Raw genomic sequence first — 17003 nt, forward strand, 5'->3', positions numbered from 1 at the left:
TAAATAATAAGCACATAGTTAGAGCATAAATTGTCGACAATATAAAAATACTTTATGACACAGCACTTGTTAAATGAAACATCTATCACAACCGCTTCCGATAAAGTGTTTGTAGATATGCGCCGCGAAATTGTAGAGGGCAGCATTGCACAAGGCAGTAAAATATCTGAGCCGGAACTTGCAAAGCGTTATGGTGTGAGCCGTGCAACGCTTAGAGAGGCATTAAACCGTTTAGAAAGTTGTTATTTAGTTGAGCGCAAAGCCAATATAGGTTGCCGTGTTGTGGCATTAACCGCAGAGCGTTTAATTGAGGTGTATCAAGTGCGCAGTGCCCTTGAGGGACTTGCATGTAGGTTAGCTGCCGACAATATGGAACCAGATGAAGTACAAGGCTTGAAACAATTACTTAATCAGCATTTGCAAACTCAGCGTGTTAAAGAAGGTGAGTCGTACTATCAAGAAGCAGGCGACCTAGACTTTCATTACAGAATAATCAAAGGCAGTAAAAACGCACACTTAATACATTTGTTATGCCACGACCTGTACCAGTTAATAAGAATGTACCGTGTACAAATGGGCATGGTTGGGCCGCGGGTATCGAAAGCGTTTGACGAACACTTAGCCATTATTAACGCCATAGAAAATCATGATGGTGAGCTGGCCGAAATGCTAATGAAGCGCCATATCAGTGCATCACAGGCAAATATACAAACAAAATTTGATGGATATCAACAATCAGTACAAGCCACTCAAAATGAAATGGTTAACTAGGGTCTGTTGATCTTTGCGGATTATAATTTGTTCAAACTAGGAGCGGTTTAATCACGGCGCGAGGTTTGTAACCTAGTGGGCTAAGTAAAAACCGAGCAACAAAGAGTAAATCGCTCCTAGGCAGAACCCGAAGGGCAGCGCCTGTTTAGTATTGATGCTGCGTTATCGCCTATTTATGTGGAATAACCACACTACATAGGCTCTGCCTTGCCTAAATACCAAACAGGCTGCTGCAAATTAAATTTTGAAAGGTCAATAGACCCTAATACATATGTCACAATATTAAAAAATACTAAGTTGCCAAAGAGCAGCCCCGTTCAAAGTTAGGAGAAGGTAATGTCAGCAGGATTAAAATTTAAACAGGCAATTGCAAATAACCACCCGCTACAAGTGGTAGGTACTATTAACGCGTACACCGCGATGATGGCTGAAAAAATGGGCCATCAGGCTATTTATTTATCGGGTGCGGGTGTGGCTAATGCCTCATTTGGTATGCCAGATCTAGGGATGACCAGCCTTGATAACGTGCTTGAAGATATTCGCCGTATTACCGGTGCTAGCGATTTACCTTTGTTAGTTGATGCCGATACAGGTTGGGGTGGGGCGTTTAATATTGCCCGTACCGTTAAAGAAATGACTAAAGCAGGTGCAGCCGGTTTTCATATTGAAGATCAAGTGGCGCAAAAGCGTTGTGGCCATCGCCCTAATAAAGAAATAGTTACCCAAGCTGAAATGGTAGACCGTATTAAAGCAGCGGTTGATGCTAAAACCGATAGCGATTTTTACATTATGGCGCGTACCGATGCGTTTCAAAAAGAAGGCTTAAATGCGGCGATAGACCGTGCAGCAGCTTGTGTTGAAGCCGGTGCCGATGCGATTTTTGCAGAAGCGGTTCATGATCTTGCTGATTATCAAGCATTTACTAAGGCGATTAATGTGCCTATTTTGGCCAATATTACTGAGTTTGGCCAAACCCCAATTTACACCAAAGAGCAATTAAGCGATGTGGGCGTAGAAATGGTGCTTTACCCATTAAGTGCATTTAGAGCAATGAACAAAGCCGCACTTAACGTGTATTCAGCAATTTTGAATGAAGGGTCGCAACAAAGCCAAATTGAAAACATGCAAACGCGTGCAGAGCTTTACGACTTTTTAGATTATCACTCGTACGAAAACACGCTAGATAACCTTTTTTCAGCAAAATCTGACAAATAATAAAAATTTCAACAGGAGACACATCATGGTAGATAAAGCATTAGGTGGCGCAGGCTTACGTGGCCAAGTAGCAGGACAAACCGCATTATGTACAGTAGGGCAAACAGGCTCAGGTTTAACTTACTGTGGTTACGACATTAGCGAACTGGCTGAAAAAGCGCAGTTTGAAGAAGTGTCGTTTTTACTTTCTCGCGGCGAGCTACCAACATCAAGCGAACTGGCAGAGTACAAAGCTAAACTTAAAAGTTTACGCGGTTTACCAGAGGCGCTAAAAACAGTGCTTGAGAACATTCCAAAAGAGGCACATCCAATGGATGTAATGCGCACAGGGTGTTCTATGCTAGGTAACCTTGAAATGGAAAATGACTTTAGCGAAGCAAACGATGCGATTGACCGTATGGTGGCAATTTTCCCAAGTATTATTTGTTACTGGTATCGTTTTACTCATGACGGTGTTCGTATTGAAACCCAAACTGATGACGATTCAGTAGGCGCACACTTTTTAACGCTATTACACGATAAAGCGCCAAGTGAATTATTTGCACAAGTAATGAATGTATCGCTAATTTTGTACGCAGAGCATGAGTTTAATGCCTCTACCTTTACCGGTCGCGTGTGTGCATCAACGCTTTCTGATATTCACTCATGTGTAACTGGCGCAATTGGTACCTTACGTGGTCCACTTCATGGTGGTGCCAACGAAGCCGCCATGGATATGATTGAAAGCTTTACCAGCGCCGATCAAGCTGAAGACGCGCTAATGGGGATGCTTGAGCGTAAAGATAAAATTATGGGCTTTGGCCACGCTATTTACCGTGAGTCGGATCCGCGTAATGTAATTATTAAAAAATGGTCTGAAAAATTAGCCGCAGAAGTGGGTGATGATGTGCTTTACCCAGTATCAGTTCGCTGTGAAGAAGTTATGTGGCGTGAAAAGAAATTATTCTGTAATGCCGATTTCTTCCATGCATCGGCGTACCACTTTATGGGTATTCCCACTAAGTTATTTACGCCTATCTTCGTAATGAGCCGCGTAACTGGTTGGACTGCTCACGTAAAAGAGCAACGTGCAAATAACCGTATTATTCGCCCAAGTGCTGATTACACCGGGCCAGATGCGCGTAGCTACACGCCAATCGAATCAAGAGGCTAATTAGTTAGCGTTTAAGGTGAGCCTAGCTCACCTTTTATTGTTTATAGCGCTTTAGCGTACTCTCCTCCGTCACCAAATTAGCGAATTTATTATGACCATTATTAATAACACCCAATACCGTAAGCCTTTACCAGGCTCAAATGTTGATTACTACGATACCCAAGCCGCCGTCGATGCCATTAAGCCAGGCGCATACGCTACACTACCTTACAGTTCGCGTGTATTTGCCGAAAACTTAGTGCGTCGCTGTGAGCCCGATATGCTAACCGATGCGCTTAGCCAAATAATTGAGCGTAAACAAGACTTAGATTTTCCATGGTATCCGGCACGCGTTGTATGTCATGACATTTTAGGCCAAACCGCACTGGTTGATTTAGCGGGCCTGCGTGATGCTATTGCTGCAAAAGGCGGCGATCCTGCAAAAGTAAATCCGGTTGTACCGACTCAACTGATTGTGGATCATTCATTAGCTGTTGAGCACGCAGGTTTTGATCCCGATGCATTTGAAAAAAACCGCGCCATTGAAGATAGACGCAACGATGACCGTTTTCATTTTATAAACTGGACCAAAACAGCGTTTAAAAATATTGATGTGATCCCACCGGGTAATGGCATCATGCATCAAATTAACCTTGAAAAAATGTCGCCGGTGATTCAAAACCGCGATGGCATTGCCTTCCCAGATACCTTAGTAGGTACCGACAGCCATACCCCGCATGTTGATGCATTAGGTGTTATTGCTGTCGGCGTAGGTGGCCTTGAAGCCGAAAGCGTAATGCTTGGGCGCGCATCATATATTCGTTTACCAGATATAGTGGGCGTAGAGCTTACCGGTAAACGCCAGCCTGGCATAACTGCAACCGATATTGTACTGGCGATTACCGAATTTTTACGTGAGCAACGTGTGGTATCGACTTACCTTGAGTTTTACGGTGAAGGGGCCGATGCACTAACCCTGGGTGATAGAGCGACCATTTCGAACATGACCCCAGAATTTGGCGCCACCGCTGCTATGTTCTACATTGACGATAAAACTATTGATTACTTGCGTTTAACAGGCCGTGATGAAGATCAAATTGCCCTGGTAGAAAACTACGCTAAAACAGCAGGTTTATGGAGTGATAGCTTAAAAACTGCTCAATACGATCGCGTACTCAAGTTTGATTTATCAAGCGTAGGGCGCAACATTGCAGGGCCTTCAAATCCGCATCGTCGTGTATCTACCAGCGATCTAGCTGCGCAAGGTATTTCGGGTGTTGTTGAGAACGAAGAAGGCTTAATGCCAGATGGCGCCTGTATTATCGCCGCTATTACCAGCTGTACTAATACCAGTAACCCGCGCAATGTAATTGCTGCAGGCTTATTAGCGCGAAATGCAAACGCTAAAGGCTTAATGCGTAAACCGTGGGTTAAAACATCCCTGGCACCGGGCTCTAAAGCAGTGCAATCGTACCTTGAAGATGCAAACTTACTCACTGAACTAGAGCAACTTGGTTTTGGTATTGTGGGTTTTGCCTGTACTACCTGTAACGGCATGAGTGGTGCGTTGGACCCTAAAATTCAACAAGAAGTGATTGATCGCGACCTATATGCAACGGCTGTGCTTTCGGGTAACCGAAATTTTGATGGCCGAATTCATCCGTATGCAAAGCAAGCGTTTTTAGCGTCACCACCTTTAGTAGTTGCTTATGCAATTGCGGGCACCATTCGCTTTGATATAGAAAAAGATATACTCGGTAAAGATCAACAAGGTAACGATGTAACCTTAAAAGATTTATGGCCATCTGATGAAGAAATAGATGCGGTTATCAAACAAAGCGTAAAACCAGAGCAGTTTAGAAAAGTATACGAGCCAATGTTTAACTTAACCGTTGATTACGGCGAAGATAACGACCCATTATACGATTGGCGCCCAGAGAGTACGTATATTCGCCGCCCACCTTACTGGGAAGGAGCATTGGCAGGTGAGCGCAGTATGACAGGTATGCGCGCGTTAGCAGTACTTGGCGATAACATTACAACCGATCACTTATCACCTTCTAATGCAATTATGGCCAGCAGCGCAGCAGGTGAATACTTAACTAAAATGAACGTACCAGAAGAAGACTTTAACTCATACGCCACTCACCGAGGCGATCACTTAACCGCACAACGAGCTACATTTGCAAACCCTAAACTATTGAACGAAATGGTATTAGATGAAAACGGAGAAGTGAAGCAAGGCTCATATGCACGCATAGAGCCAGAAGGTGAAAACACGCGTATGTGGGAAGCAATCGAAACCTACATGCAGCGTAAACAGCCACTCATTATTGTGGCAGGCGCTGATTACGGCCAAGGCTCTTCGCGCGATTGGGCAGCAAAAGGCGTTAGGCTTGCTGGTGTTCAGGTTATTGCAGCCGAAGGGTTTGAACGTATTCACCGTACTAACTTAATTGGTATGGGCGTATTGCCGCTTGAATTTAAACCAGGCACAACGCGTAAAACACTTAACCTAGATGGTAGCGAAAGCTACGACGTGAAGGGCGAACCAACACCAGGTGCAACCCTAGAGCTTGTTATTACGCGTAAAAATGGCGAGGTATTAAACGTACCCATGAAATGTCGACTAGATACGCAAGAAGAGCTCTCTATTTATGCGGCAGGCGGTGTGTTACAACGCTTTGCGCAAGACTTTTTAGAAGCCACGCAAGCATCATAAGGACACACGTTTATGTTTAAACCACAAATTAAAGTGCCTGCGACCTATATGCGTGGTGGCACGAGTAAAGGGGTTTTTTTTAATTTAACCGATTTACCCGCACCTGCCCAAGTGGCAGGTGCGGCGCGCGATAGCTTATTATTGCGCGTTATTGGTAGCCCAGATGCTTACGGTAAACAAACCGACGGCATGGGCGGAGCAACCTCAAGTACCAGTAAAACGGTTATTTTGAGTAAGAGTGAACAGCCCGATCACGATGTTGATTATTTATTTGGTCAAGTCGCCATTGATAAAGCGTTTGTTGATTGGAGTGGTAACTGCGGAAACTTAACCTCTGCTGTGGGCGCGTTTGCCATCAGCAATGGTTTAGTTGATAAATCTCGCGTACCGGATAATGGTATTGCTATTGTGCGCGTATGGCAGGCGAACATTAAAAAAAGTATTTTAGTGCATGTACCCATGACCAACGCTCAAGTACAAGAAACCGGTGACTTTGAGTTAGATGGTGTGACGTTTCCTGCCGCTGAAGTAAAGCTTGAATTTATTGACCCTGCTGATGGTGATGGTGCGCTATTTCCAACAGGCAATGTGGTTGATGATTTAGAAGTACCAGGTGTGGGGACATTAAAAGCAACTATGATCAACGCAGGTATCCCTACTATTTTTGTAAATGCCCGCGATATTGGTTATACCGGTACTGAGCTACAAGATGATATAAACGCTGATGAAGCCGCACTCACTAAGCTTGAAACCATTCGTGCCTATGGCGCGGTAAAAATGGGACTAATTAGTACTATTAATGAAGCGCAAGCACGCCAACACACACCTAAAGTGGCGTTTGTGGCTGCACCGCTTAATTACAAATCATCAAGTGGTAAGCAGGTTAATGCAAGCGATATAGATTTGTTAGTACGTGCAATGTCAATGGGTAAGTTACACCATGCGATGATGGGCACAGCCGCTGTCGCTATTGGCACAGCAGCCGCAATTGACGGAACATTAGTTAATTTGGCCGCTGGTGGCGGTGCTATTAACGAGGTTAACTTTGGTCACCCATCGGGCACACTTAAAGTAGGTGCCGAGGCGGTTGTTACAAATGGCCAATGGCAAGTGACTAAAGCGAGTATGAGCCGCAGCGCACGTGTATTAATGGAAGGCTGGGTAAGAGCGCCATTTGATTATGACTAACTAGCACCCAAAATACTTACTATAGTAAAATAATAAGCCGCGAACTTAACTTAGTTTGCGGCTTTTTTATTTAGCAATTCAGTAGGTTGTAAAATGTACTTTGTTGAGGGGTGCTCAATAAACAGCAACATTTTTTCTGTTATGTCGGCAAATATTCACTTATATTAAAATGAACACTAGCCCGTGTATTTTTTCAATACAGTTTGTACGGAGTGCATTAATGGATTTATCAAGGCTAAATGCAGAAAGGTTAATACAAAACTTACAAACCGGTGTGGTGGTGCATTCACCAGACACAGGAATTTTGTATGCAAATCCTGCGGCTTTAAATATTTTACGTTTAACAAAAGAGCAAGCGTTAGGGCGCGACTCGTTTGATAGTAAATGGAAATTACTGGATGAATTTCGTCAACCACTGCAGAATTCTCAGTATCCTGTTAGTGTTGTTATTAAAACCCAAAAACCATTGATGAATCTTGAAATAGGTATATGTGATAGCTCAAGCGACGAAATTACATGGGTGCTATGTAACGCTTATCCAGAGTTTGACAAGCAGAACAACATTGCTGAAATAGTCGTCACTTTTATCGATATTACTCATCAAAAACAAGCTATTCCATTTAAAGAAATTGTTGAATTAGCCAGCGACGTTATTTTAGTTACCGAGGCAAGCCCTATTACTAATGATGGCCCTAAAATTGTTTATGCAAACCAATCGTTTACTAAAGTAACGGGTTATCATTTAGATGAAGTTAGAGGTAAAACGCCGCGCATTTTACAAGGCGCTAAAACTCAACAAGCCACACGCGATAAAATTAGGCATGCGCTAGAAAATAAACAGCAAGTATCTGAGCAAATTCTAAATTATAAAAAATCAGGTGAGCCTTACTGGATTGATATGAATATTTTTCCATTAAAAAATGCGTTAGGTGAGGTGGCTTACTATGCAGCGATTGAGCGCGATATTACAAAAATGAAGCAGTATCAAGCACAACTAAAAGATTTAACCATTAAAGATCCGCTTACTAATTTGCTCAACCGAAGAGGGTTTATGGAAACAGCTAAACTTGCACTTGATGAGTGTATTAAAGACAGCCAGCACTTAACCCTTACGATGATAGATATAGACTACTTTAAGCGCATTAACGATCAATTTGGCCACGAAGGCGGAGATAGTGTGTTGCAAAGCATAGCTGCTACGTTTAAATCATTTTGTGACAGTGATGATATTATAGCGCGTTTAGGAGGAGAAGAGTTTTGCATTGTTTCGCCTACCAAATGTGTCAGTACCGTTGTTAAAACCTTAGCAAAGTTGCAAGATCATTTAAAAGATAACCCAGTGCAGTTATCAAGTGGCGGGCAGGTGAGTTATACAATAAGCAGTGGTGTATCAAGTTTGACTTCTGAGTCGTGTTCGCTGCAGGGATTATTAAGAAATGCCGATACCGCACTTTATAATGCAAAAACAACCGGACGGAACCAAACGGTGGTGTTTAACCAAAGCCTTAGACTATGAGTAGATATAACTGAAAACAGGCACGCTCAAATTTAGCTGCCTACGGCTTAATCGAGGTTATAACACTGCTGTTTTTTATTTTTTATAAAGCGCTCAAATTCATTATTTGCACGCATATTCGCTATTTCTGCGTTGATATCATCTAAGATAAATTGCCAATTAGGCGTACTTTTACTGATTTCATAATACAGGGCTTTGTATTCTATGCTTGGCGTTAATGCAACTAGCGCACTAAGCATCCTCTTTTTTTCTCTAGCTGATAATAGTGATTTATAAATACTGGCTTTTAGCACTTCTAAGTCGGCAACAATAAGCTCAACCCGACCATTTAAAAGCAAATGAATAAGCTGATACTCACTGTTAGCAACGATGGTTTTTATTTCGCCTTGTTCAATAAGTTCATCTAATTCTTTACTATTTTTATATGAACGTACCACCCCCATAACCCTGTTTTTTACAGACTCAATACTGCCATCGTAATTTATGCTGTGATCTCTAAGTGCTACAAATGATAAGTCGCCACCAGGAATGGGCTCAGATAACGCCAATAACTGATTACGTGTTTTGGTTAAAATGTTTTCTGACATTACATCGTCACTAATAAAATACTCAGGAAATAAAATATCAGCTTTACCTAATTCAGCTTCACGAACGGCACGCGCCCAAGGGTAAAACTCTATATGTACACCATAGCCGCGTTTTACTAACATGCTTACTGTAAGTTGATATAGCCAGCCCTTATTGCATAAGTGATCGTCTATATAAGGGGGCCAATTAAGTGTAACTAAGCGAAGAACTGTATCGGCTTTTAAATTATAGCCATAGCCGCTTTTGTATTTCTCTCCGGGAAGTGTGATATTTTTATTGTCGACCGTATAGGTTACTGGCGCAGGTTGTGCGTAAGTGAAAAATGATAGTACTAAGGCAGCGATTAAAAATATTCTCATAAGGATAATGCATTTTTATCTTTAATTTTAAGTTTAGTGCGTTATTTGGAATAAACAACTTAAATAGTGAGGTTCTTCTAGTATACAAACAATTAAATATAGCCTTAAAAAGCGATAGCTATTAACATGCAAAGGTAGGTAATTTCACTTTAATACGACATAACAACAAAAAGTCTTTTTACTAGAGGGAATTTTTATGGCTAACAAGCCAATAAGTGAAGACAATCCATTTGCTAATTTATCTGATGTGCAGTGTAAGCAGATCCAAAATTGGTACCAAAAGCATATTTCTTCAACCTTACATTCTTTACTTAAAGGCAGTAAGTCTGGGCAAGTTATTGAGAGTAAGTTAGAAAGTACTTTAAATAAAGCGCTCTCTCAGAGCAAACAGCTTACTACTTATGCTATTGAGGGTAATTCGAGTATTAAATTAAAAAATGCCAGTGTTATGGCTGAGCTTAATGATACCCGTGATTTGTTTTATGGCGCGCAAGTTAAAATAAATAAACTAGAGCAAAAAATAACAACCAGTGCTCAAGAAATACAATTATTAGAGACAGAAAAAAGCGAATTGCAGCTAGAAGTACGTAGCTTAAAGCAACGTTTAAATCACGTACTTTCAAGGCTAGAATCGCAAGGTGTCTCATTCCAAAAAAGCCATTATGTAGGACGTATATTAGTTCAGGCTTTGCGAGCAAGTTTTGAAAATTGGCAGCAAACTCCACAAGGAGAGCCCTTTAAAAATCATGATTTTTACAAGCTTTTCCCGCGTGTTTTGTACTCAAGCTTATTAAAGGAAATAGAAAAACTGCTAGGGGAGCACGATTATAATCAAATCGAGCGTTCACTTAGTGATTTTGTGTTTAAGCAAAAGGGCTCGCCTGTAGAAAATTGGCCAGATGAAGACCCGATTTACGAGACGCGGTTAATTAACCAAAAGCAGTCAGAGCTGTTAATAAAATTACATAGCCAACACCTGCAACGAAAAAACTTTACGTCCTATTTAGAAAAACGCCTTTCTAGTACTGGCTTTACCCATAAACACAGTGATTTATTGATGACGCTGGTTGAGTTTGCGACACACGATGAAAATAGCAAATTTTCTAGTTATTGCCATTAAGTTATTAGTAATGTTATTAGTATTAAAGCAGCACCACTAAATATCATGTTGTTGTAGGCTAAGTATCTTTAATTTGGTTGCTAGGGTATTTTGTGCAAGTGTTTTTTTTACTATTTTATAAAGTGTGTTTACATTAAGTTGGTGTGTAGGGCGAATTAATAATTGGTGTTTATAGGTTTGCGCGACGCGTTCAGAGATAAGCAGCTTTTTTTTACTTTCTGGGTATTTATTCAGGTATTGATTTAAGTAAGAACGGGTAACAATCGCCATATCGCTGCGTTTTTTTAATACTAATTCAATACTTTTTTTATGACTGCTCAGTAACGTCATTTTATATTCGTTTTCAAGTATTGATGGATTGTTTTCAAAGTTTGCTAGCTGATAGTGATAGCCTAAAATCCCAATGAGGGTTTTATCGTCTAAGTTATCAAACCAAGCTTGTGACTTTGCAAATTGCTTTAAAGCAATAAATACTTCGCTGTCTGTTGCTATCACAGGGGAGTTACTGATTATATGGTTGCCTTGCAGCCACCCCCAGTTTGGATCTTCAAAAAATACCGCATCGAACAAACCTTGCTGATAATCTTTAAAGCGCCGAATAGGTGTGGTGAGCACAAGCTCAAAATGATAGTCAGATTGTATTTTATTGAGTTCGCTAATTAGCTCTACGGTAAGGCCTGAAGCACGGCCGTCAACAATCTCTATGTAGGGAGGAAATTCATAGCCACCCACTTTGACTAGGGTTTTAGCTTGAACTTGCCCAGCAAAAATAAATAGCAATAGTAATGTAATGAGTGCGGCAGACTTCACAGGTAAATCCTTTCCTAGAATACTTTCTGATATTTCATCTTATAAGATAGCCTACTTGTTAACATAGTATTAATTTTCAAGCAATAAATTCTGACTTTGCAACGTGATTAAATGGATGTTACCTAATATTTATTAAGGAAGTTTAGAGCGTGTGCGCTTTTTTGGAGCTTTTTGATGTTGGCGTTGCTTGATGGCGGGTGTTTCCCCAATGTCGGGTGGCGCGGCTTCGCCACTTAACTGACCTACGTCCTTAATAATTAACGTAGGTTGGATAAGTCAGAGGCGCCATCCGACGATGTTGGATAATTCGGAGGCGTCATCCGACGATGTTGGATAATTCGGAGGCGCCATCCGGCGATGTTGGATAATTCGAAGGCGTCATCCGACGATGTTGGATAATTCGAAGGCGTCATCCGACGATGTTGGATAAGCCAGAGGCGCCATCAGAAGATGTTGGATAATTCAAAGGCGTTATCCTAAGGTATTGAATAACCCAGAGGTATTAGCCGTTTATTATAAGGAGATTTTTTGTGAGATATCGTAGAAATTATCAACCGGGAGGAACGTATTTTTTTACGGTTAATTTGCAGGATCGTAAAGAGTCATTATTGGTTGAGCATATTGATTTATTGCGTGGGGCTGTGCGCTGGGTAAAATGCATAAACCATTTTATATTGATGCGTGGGTGGTGTTGCCTGATCATATGCATGCAGTGTTAACTTTACCCAAAGGTGATAGCGATTATTCTGGCCGTTGGCGCGAAATTAAAAAACGTTTTTCTAAAGGCTTGCCTAAAAACGAACATGTATCACTCGCACGCATTAATAAAAATGAACGAGGAATTTGGCAACGCCGTTTTTGGGAGCATACCATTGTTGATGAACGTGATTATTGGCACCATGTAAATTATGTTCATTTTAATCCGCTTAAACATGGTTTGGTTGAACGGGTAGTTGATTGGCCTTATTCAAGCTTTCATAAAGCGGTCGCATCAGGAATGTACAGCCGTAATTGGTGTGGGGAATAATATAATATATTTTATGTCGGGTGTTTCACATACGTTAACAATAATGAACGTAGGTCGGATAAGCCGGAAGCGTCATCCGACGCTGTTGGATAATTCAGAGGCGTCATCCGACGATGTTGGATAATTCAGAGGCGCCATCCGACGATGTTGGTATTGGTCATTACCGGTTCAGGCTTTGCTTTATGTTGGATGGCGTTTGGTGTTGGAATGCAACCTAATGTCGGGTGGCGCGGCTTCGCCACTTAACCGACCTACGTTCTTTTTGAATTGGTACGACTGAGTGGATTCGAACCACCGACCTTTGGAGCGGGTGATTAAGAGTAGGTAGTGCTTTTTCTTGAGGTGTTTTTTGAATTGGTACGACTGAGTGGATTTGGAGCATTGACCCTTGGAGCGGGTGATTAAGAGTAGGTAGTGCTTTTTCTTGAGGTGTTTTTTTGAATTGGTACGACTGAGTGGATTCGAACCACCGACCCCTACCATGTCAAGGTAGTGCTCTAACCAACTGAGCTACAGTCGTACAATATGAAATTCTTAAACTTTAAATACAGCATTTACTCATTTTGGTACGACTGAGTGGATTCGAACCACAGACCTCTGGATCGGGTGAGCAAGAGTAGGTAGTGCTTTTTCCTTTATCGTACTTTAAATACAGCATTTACTCATTTTGGTACGACTGAGTGGATTCGAACCACCGACTTCTGGACCGGGTGATCAAGAGTAGGTAGTGCTTTTTCTTTCAACGTACTTTAATTAAATCTTTAAAAATTTGGTACGACTGAGTGGATTCGAACCACCGACCCCTACCATGTCAAGGTAGTGCTCTAACCAACTGAGCTACAGTCGTACTTCTGTATTTAAAAATTGTTAATTGCTTAACAACGGTCGCTAATATATAGCGTGATGAGTGGTGAATCAAGCATGTTTATGGTTTTTAAGTTTATTTGCCGTTTTTTTATTCATATTGGACTGATTTCGCACGTTTTATAAAATTTTTGCCACCAGATAACATGCTCTTTTGCTGACGCTTTTAGCTGAGAGAGTAAGTTGTTAGAATTTGGGTCAAGTAGGGCATTTACCGCTTCACTACTCACTGCTTGATTAAACCATAGCTGCATATAAAGCGGCTGCAATGTTTCTAAATACCCGCTCAGCTGTGCTTGATAAGGCTGTATTTGTTTTAAATAATATTTATTAAATATATTACTGACAATTTTAGCCTGCTGCTTGTTTTTCCCTTTAGGGCAGATATCTTCTACTACTAATGAATTTACAAACTGGGTTGCTGTATGATTTAAGCTAATTTGTTCTCGCGCAGCTTGAATAAGCTGTTGGTCAAATTTGTATCTGTTGAGCGGTTCAAGCGCTGACAAAATATCATCGCTGTTTATTGCCATACTCCCTTTAGTTTCTATTTGGTGTTTAATGGTCGTTAGCTTTTTAAGCGCCTCAACCGTGTCACTAAACCCAGCCGGTTGGGTGCTGAGTTCTTGGCCAGTTAGCTGCCAAGTGCTGCTCAGTTCAGGTTCACTATATAAAACATTATTAAAATAATGAGTGAGTTGAGTTTGTTTTTGGTTTTTTGCCGCTGTAATTTTACTGTGAACGTTGCTTTGTTTATCTAAGGTGTTTAAACAGTTTTGCGCGCTTTGAATAAAATCTATTTGGTACTTCAATTTACTAGCAGCGGTGGCTGTTTTGCCTAATTGATTATTATGCTCGCTTATCAGAACGTTAAGTTTACATTGGCTAATACCAGCTAGTTCAGTTATGCCAATTTTAATCGCAGGTTGCAACGCTTCAACTGGCTTTACTAAGGCTAATTGTTGCAGTGGCTTTGTGTGTGGCTCAGGCGTTTGTAAGGTATTACTCAAGCGAGACAAATAGGTTTTATTTGCCTCACTGGGCTGCTCTGAGCAGCCCAAAAGCACCATACAACATGCCGCCAATAACCAATTAAGCGGCAGTTTGGTATAGATTGATTGTTTAAGAGAGAATAAATGGTTCACGTTTAAATCGCCTATGAACGGTCAGCATCAGTAGTATAGCTGCAACTGATAAGCCAACGATAATACCTATCCAAAAACCATGAGGGCCCATTGCTGGCACTATTATGTCTGTTCTTGCTAATACGTAGCCTAAACTAAAGCCGATTAACCAATAAGAAATAAAAGTGATATACGAAATCGGCGCTGTGTGTTTTAAACCACGTAAAATACCGTTTGCAGCTACTTGTAATGCATCAGGAAGTTGGTAAATACAGGCTAAAATCATAATTGATGAAGCAAGCGCAAGTACCGCAGGGCTATCGCTATATAATTGGCTGATCACATCACGCCCTATAAATGTAATAAAAGCGATAAACAACGCAACCATAGCCGCCATAATATAACTTGTTGATACTGCTACTTTTAATTGATCTAAATGATTTTGCCCAAATAAATTACCAATTCGTATGCTAATGGCAATTGAGAGGCTCAGAGGCATCATAAATAATAGTGCAGTCACACTGGCTGCAATTTGATGGCCAGACACAGCCACCGCACCCAAATGCGCAATAAACAGGGGAATACAGGCAAACAAGGTCACTTCAAAAAAAGTAGCGAGTGAAATAGGAATACCGAGTTTGGTAATAATACCAATGGTTTTAAAATTGGGTTTTTCAAAGCCAGTTAATAAGCCTTTGGCATCTATTTTTTTACTCAGCTGGCAATAAGTAACTTGCGCAATAGCCATTACAGTAAATACCAGTGCGGTGGCAATACCACAGCCAGCGCCCCCAAATGCGGGTAGACCAAATAAGCCCTTAATAAAAATATAATTGAGTGGGATATTTACCGCAAGTCCGAGTAGGCTGATATAAAACGCAGGCTTGGTCATCCCCATACCTTCGGTCATATTTCTATACACGGTAAAAATTAAAAAACCAAATACACCCCATTTAACAAAATGAATGTAATCAAAAGCAAGTCCCGCAATCGCCGGGCTAGTATCAAGCTGTAAAATAACGGTATTGGCAAGCTGGGCAGCACAAAAACCTGCAATACTCAAAAGGAGCGTTAAATAAAGCGCTTGCTGAAAATAATGGCTAATGCCGTTGCGATCTTTAGCACCCGCAAATTGAGCAATGACTCCCGTTAGGGCTAATAGAATACCTTGTATTGCTAATAAAATTGGGTTCCATATTCCTGTAGCAATTGAGAGGGCAGCGAGATCGGTTGGACTCACTTGTCCGGCCATAATGGTATCAACCACTGACATTAATACTAAGGTCACTTGTGCTAAAAAAACGGGAAAGGCGAGGGAAAGTAAACGTTTAGCTTCCCAACTACAAAAAGTCATAAAAAACAGCTATTCAGAAAAACATGGGCGCATTGTAATCTATTGTGATTGCTCTATCTATGTAGACAATCAGCGAATCTATTAAATTGCTGCATAAGCTTACTTTTGTTGCGAATAAAAGTGCTATTAAGTGAATTATTTTAGCGATTGATACGTTAAACTAGCACTTTGTTAGAAAGAGAAGCGATTTTTATGTTTACCGGTATTATTCAAACTCAAGCAACAGTAGTCTCTAGAACCCATACGCAGGGTGTATTACGTTTAGTCGTTTCTGTTAATGAGCAATACGTAAAGCATTTAGACTTAGGTGCTAGCATCGCTATAAATGGTTGCTGCTTAACGGTAGTTAAAGTAGAGCTTAGTAATCAAGATGTGGTGGCTCAAGTGCATTTTGATGTTATTGACGAAACTTTGCAGCTTACTAACCTTGGACAACTGGAATTGGGTAGTTTAGTCAATTACGAGCGTTCGGTGTCGTTTGGTACTGAGCTGGGTGGGCACATAGTCTCTGGTCATATTCATTGTACTGCCAAAATAGTGCAAATAGTTAAACTAGAAAATAACTACAAAATACAGCTTAGCCTTCCAAAAAAATGGCAAAGATATGTGTTATACAAAGGGTTTGTATCTATTAATGGCGCCAGTTTAACGGTTGGCAATATTGATGAGCATGGCTTTTGGTTACACTTAATACCAGAAACACTCGATATTACTAATTTAGGTGCAGCTGTTGTAGGTGATGAATTTAATATAGAAGTTGATCAGCAAACATACACTATTATAAACACCGTCGAAAACTACATGCGCCAACATAGCTAAAATATTTGTTCGTCATCGCTGTCCACGTGTAACTCTAACTTATTACGTGCATAGTCTATATGCATATTTAAGTGAATTAGATTACAGCAAGCACTGCATTCTTCATAGTAGTCTTGGTCGCCCATACTGGCATCAAGGTCTAAATGAATATGGTGTCCACAATGTGGGCAGGCGATACGTTGTGATAAAAAGTCTTTCATAACACCCCCTTAAAAATTAAGTTATTTTACCTAGATAGCACATAACGGCTTAATACTAAGTAGCTTGAACTCTGACTAAATGATTTACTCATATTGAGCTATCAACAGTGATTTATTACAAATAAATTCAATGCAATTAGCCCTAAAAATAACGCTTGAATAGATTTATTTTGTAGAGTTCAAGTATAAGTATA

Annotated in this window: 13 protein-coding genes, 2 tRNA genes and 1 pseudogene; 9 read left to right on the forward strand and 7 right to left on the reverse strand. The window is 40.8% G+C overall.

Features of this window, described 5'->3' with window-relative positions; genetic code table 11:
• Positions 1-54: 54 nt before the first annotated feature.
• The 6 genes from KK487_RS06635 to KK487_RS06660 all read left to right on the forward strand — a co-directional run bounded on the left by KK487_RS06635 (position 55) and on the right by KK487_RS06660 (position 8544).
• Positions 55-771, forward strand: coding sequence for a GntR family transcriptional regulator (locus tag KK487_RS06635; protein ID WP_215522079.1), 717 nt, complete (start codon positions 55-57; stop codon positions 769-771).
• Positions 772-1107: 336 nt separating this feature from the next.
• A complete protein-coding gene (gene prpB / locus KK487_RS06640) occupies positions 1108-1986 on the forward strand; it encodes a methylisocitrate lyase (RefSeq protein WP_013464731.1) in 879 nt (292 codons plus the stop codon).
• A gap of 25 nt (positions 1987-2011) precedes the next feature.
• A complete protein-coding gene (gene prpC, locus KK487_RS06645) occupies positions 2012-3139 on the forward strand; it encodes a bifunctional 2-methylcitrate synthase/citrate synthase (protein WP_215522080.1) in 1128 nt (375 codons plus the stop codon).
• Positions 3140-3230: 91 nt separating this feature from the next.
• Entirely contained in the window at positions 3231-5840 is a 2610-nt protein-coding gene (gene acnD, locus KK487_RS06650; protein ID WP_024601687.1) for a Fe/S-dependent 2-methylisocitrate dehydratase AcnD, read from the forward strand.
• 12 nt (positions 5841-5852) lie between these two features.
• A complete protein-coding gene (prpF, locus tag KK487_RS06655; RefSeq protein WP_215522081.1) occupies positions 5853-7028 on the forward strand; it encodes a 2-methylaconitate cis-trans isomerase PrpF in 1176 nt (391 codons plus the stop codon).
• A gap of 220 nt (positions 7029-7248) precedes the next feature.
• Positions 7249-8544, forward strand: a complete 1296-nt coding sequence (locus tag KK487_RS06660) for a sensor domain-containing diguanylate cyclase (protein WP_215522082.1) — start codon at positions 7249-7251, stop codon at positions 8542-8544.
• 47 nt (positions 8545-8591) lie between these two features.
• Here the strand turns inward: KK487_RS06660 and KK487_RS06665 are convergent, their stop codons facing one another.
• Complete coding sequence (locus KK487_RS06665) at positions 8592-9491, reverse strand: substrate-binding periplasmic protein (protein WP_033102524.1); 900 nt, start codon at positions 9489-9491, stop codon at positions 8592-8594.
• Positions 9492-9687: 196 nt separating this feature from the next.
• Here KK487_RS06665 and KK487_RS06670 point away from each other — a divergent pair, with 196 nt between their 5' ends.
• On the forward strand, positions 9688-10611 hold the full coding sequence (locus KK487_RS06670) for a V-type ATP synthase subunit I domain-containing protein (protein ID WP_016899868.1): 924 nt from the start codon (positions 9688-9690) through the stop codon (positions 10609-10611).
• 36 nt (positions 10612-10647) lie between these two features.
• Here the strand turns inward: KK487_RS06670 and KK487_RS06675 are convergent, their stop codons facing one another.
• Complete coding sequence (locus KK487_RS06675; RefSeq protein ID WP_033102523.1) at positions 10648-11421, reverse strand: transporter substrate-binding domain-containing protein; 774 nt, start codon at positions 11419-11421, stop codon at positions 10648-10650.
• Between the two features lie 530 nt (positions 11422-11951).
• Here KK487_RS06675 and KK487_RS06680 point away from each other — a divergent pair.
• Positions 11952-12448, forward strand: a pseudogene (locus tag KK487_RS06680) (REP-associated tyrosine transposase).
• Between the two features lie 443 nt (positions 12449-12891).
• Here KK487_RS06680 and KK487_RS06685 read toward each other — a convergent pair.
• The 4 genes from KK487_RS06685 to KK487_RS06700 all read right to left on the reverse strand — a co-directional run bounded on the left by KK487_RS06685 (position 12892) and on the right by KK487_RS06700 (position 15790).
• Positions 12892-12968 (reverse strand) — tRNA-Val (locus KK487_RS06685).
• Between the two features lie 250 nt (positions 12969-13218).
• Positions 13219-13295, reverse strand: a tRNA-Val gene (locus KK487_RS06690).
• A gap of 112 nt (positions 13296-13407) precedes the next feature.
• Positions 13408-14457 (reverse strand): DUF3080 family protein, encoded by a 1050-nt coding sequence (locus KK487_RS06695; protein WP_033102522.1) that lies wholly within the window; start codon positions 14455-14457, stop codon positions 13408-13410.
• Positions 14435-15790: an MATE family efflux transporter gene (locus KK487_RS06700; RefSeq protein ID WP_033102521.1), complete on the reverse strand. Its 1356-nt coding sequence runs from the start codon at positions 15788-15790 to the stop codon at positions 14435-14437. The genes KK487_RS06695 and KK487_RS06700 overlap by 23 nt, the downstream gene beginning before the upstream one ends.
• A 192-nt stretch (positions 15791-15982) precedes the next feature.
• Between KK487_RS06700 and KK487_RS06705 the strand changes: the two genes are divergently transcribed.
• On the forward strand, positions 15983-16609 hold the full coding sequence (locus KK487_RS06705; protein WP_016899871.1) for a riboflavin synthase: 627 nt from the start codon (positions 15983-15985) through the stop codon (positions 16607-16609).
• Here the strand turns inward: KK487_RS06705 and KK487_RS06710 are convergent.
• On the reverse strand, positions 16606-16809 hold the full coding sequence (locus tag KK487_RS06710) for a CPXCG motif-containing cysteine-rich protein (protein WP_008464077.1): 204 nt from the start codon (positions 16807-16809) through the stop codon (positions 16606-16608). The two genes, KK487_RS06705 and KK487_RS06710, sit on opposite strands and share 4 nt — an antisense overlap.
• Positions 16810-17003 lie beyond the last annotated feature (194 nt).

This window comes from Pseudoalteromonas sp. SiA1 (genome assembly GCF_018732205.1).
Taxonomy (GTDB): Bacteria; Pseudomonadota; Gammaproteobacteria; order Enterobacterales; family Alteromonadaceae; genus Pseudoalteromonas; species Pseudoalteromonas tetraodonis.

Coding starts and splice junctions, on each gene's coding strand:
- KK487_RS06635 (WP_215522079.1), top strand. CDS start 55: ATGACACAGCACTTGTTAAATGAAACATCTATCACAACCGCTTCCGAT.
- prpB (WP_013464731.1), top strand. CDS start 1,108: ATGTCAGCAGGATTAAAATTTAAACAGGCAATTGCAAATAACCACCCG.
- prpC (WP_215522080.1), top strand. CDS start 2,012: ATGGTAGATAAAGCATTAGGTGGCGCAGGCTTACGTGGCCAAGTAGCA.
- acnD (WP_024601687.1), top strand. CDS start 3,231: ATGACCATTATTAATAACACCCAATACCGTAAGCCTTTACCAGGCTCA.
- prpF (WP_215522081.1), top strand. CDS start 5,853: ATGTTTAAACCACAAATTAAAGTGCCTGCGACCTATATGCGTGGTGGC.
- KK487_RS06660 (WP_215522082.1), top strand. CDS start 7,249: ATGGATTTATCAAGGCTAAATGCAGAAAGGTTAATACAAAACTTACAA.
- KK487_RS06665 (WP_033102524.1), bottom strand. CDS start 9,491: ATGAGAATATTTTTAATCGCTGCCTTAGTACTATCATTTTTCACTTAC.
- KK487_RS06670 (WP_016899868.1), top strand. CDS start 9,688: ATGGCTAACAAGCCAATAAGTGAAGACAATCCATTTGCTAATTTATCT.
- KK487_RS06700 (WP_033102521.1), bottom strand. CDS start 15,790: ATGACTTTTTGTAGTTGGGAAGCTAAACGTTTACTTTCCCTCGCCTTT.
- KK487_RS06705 (WP_016899871.1), top strand. CDS start 15,983: ATGTTTACCGGTATTATTCAAACTCAAGCAACAGTAGTCTCTAGAACC.
- KK487_RS06710 (WP_008464077.1), bottom strand. CDS start 16,809: ATGAAAGACTTTTTATCACAACGTATCGCCTGCCCACATTGTGGACAC.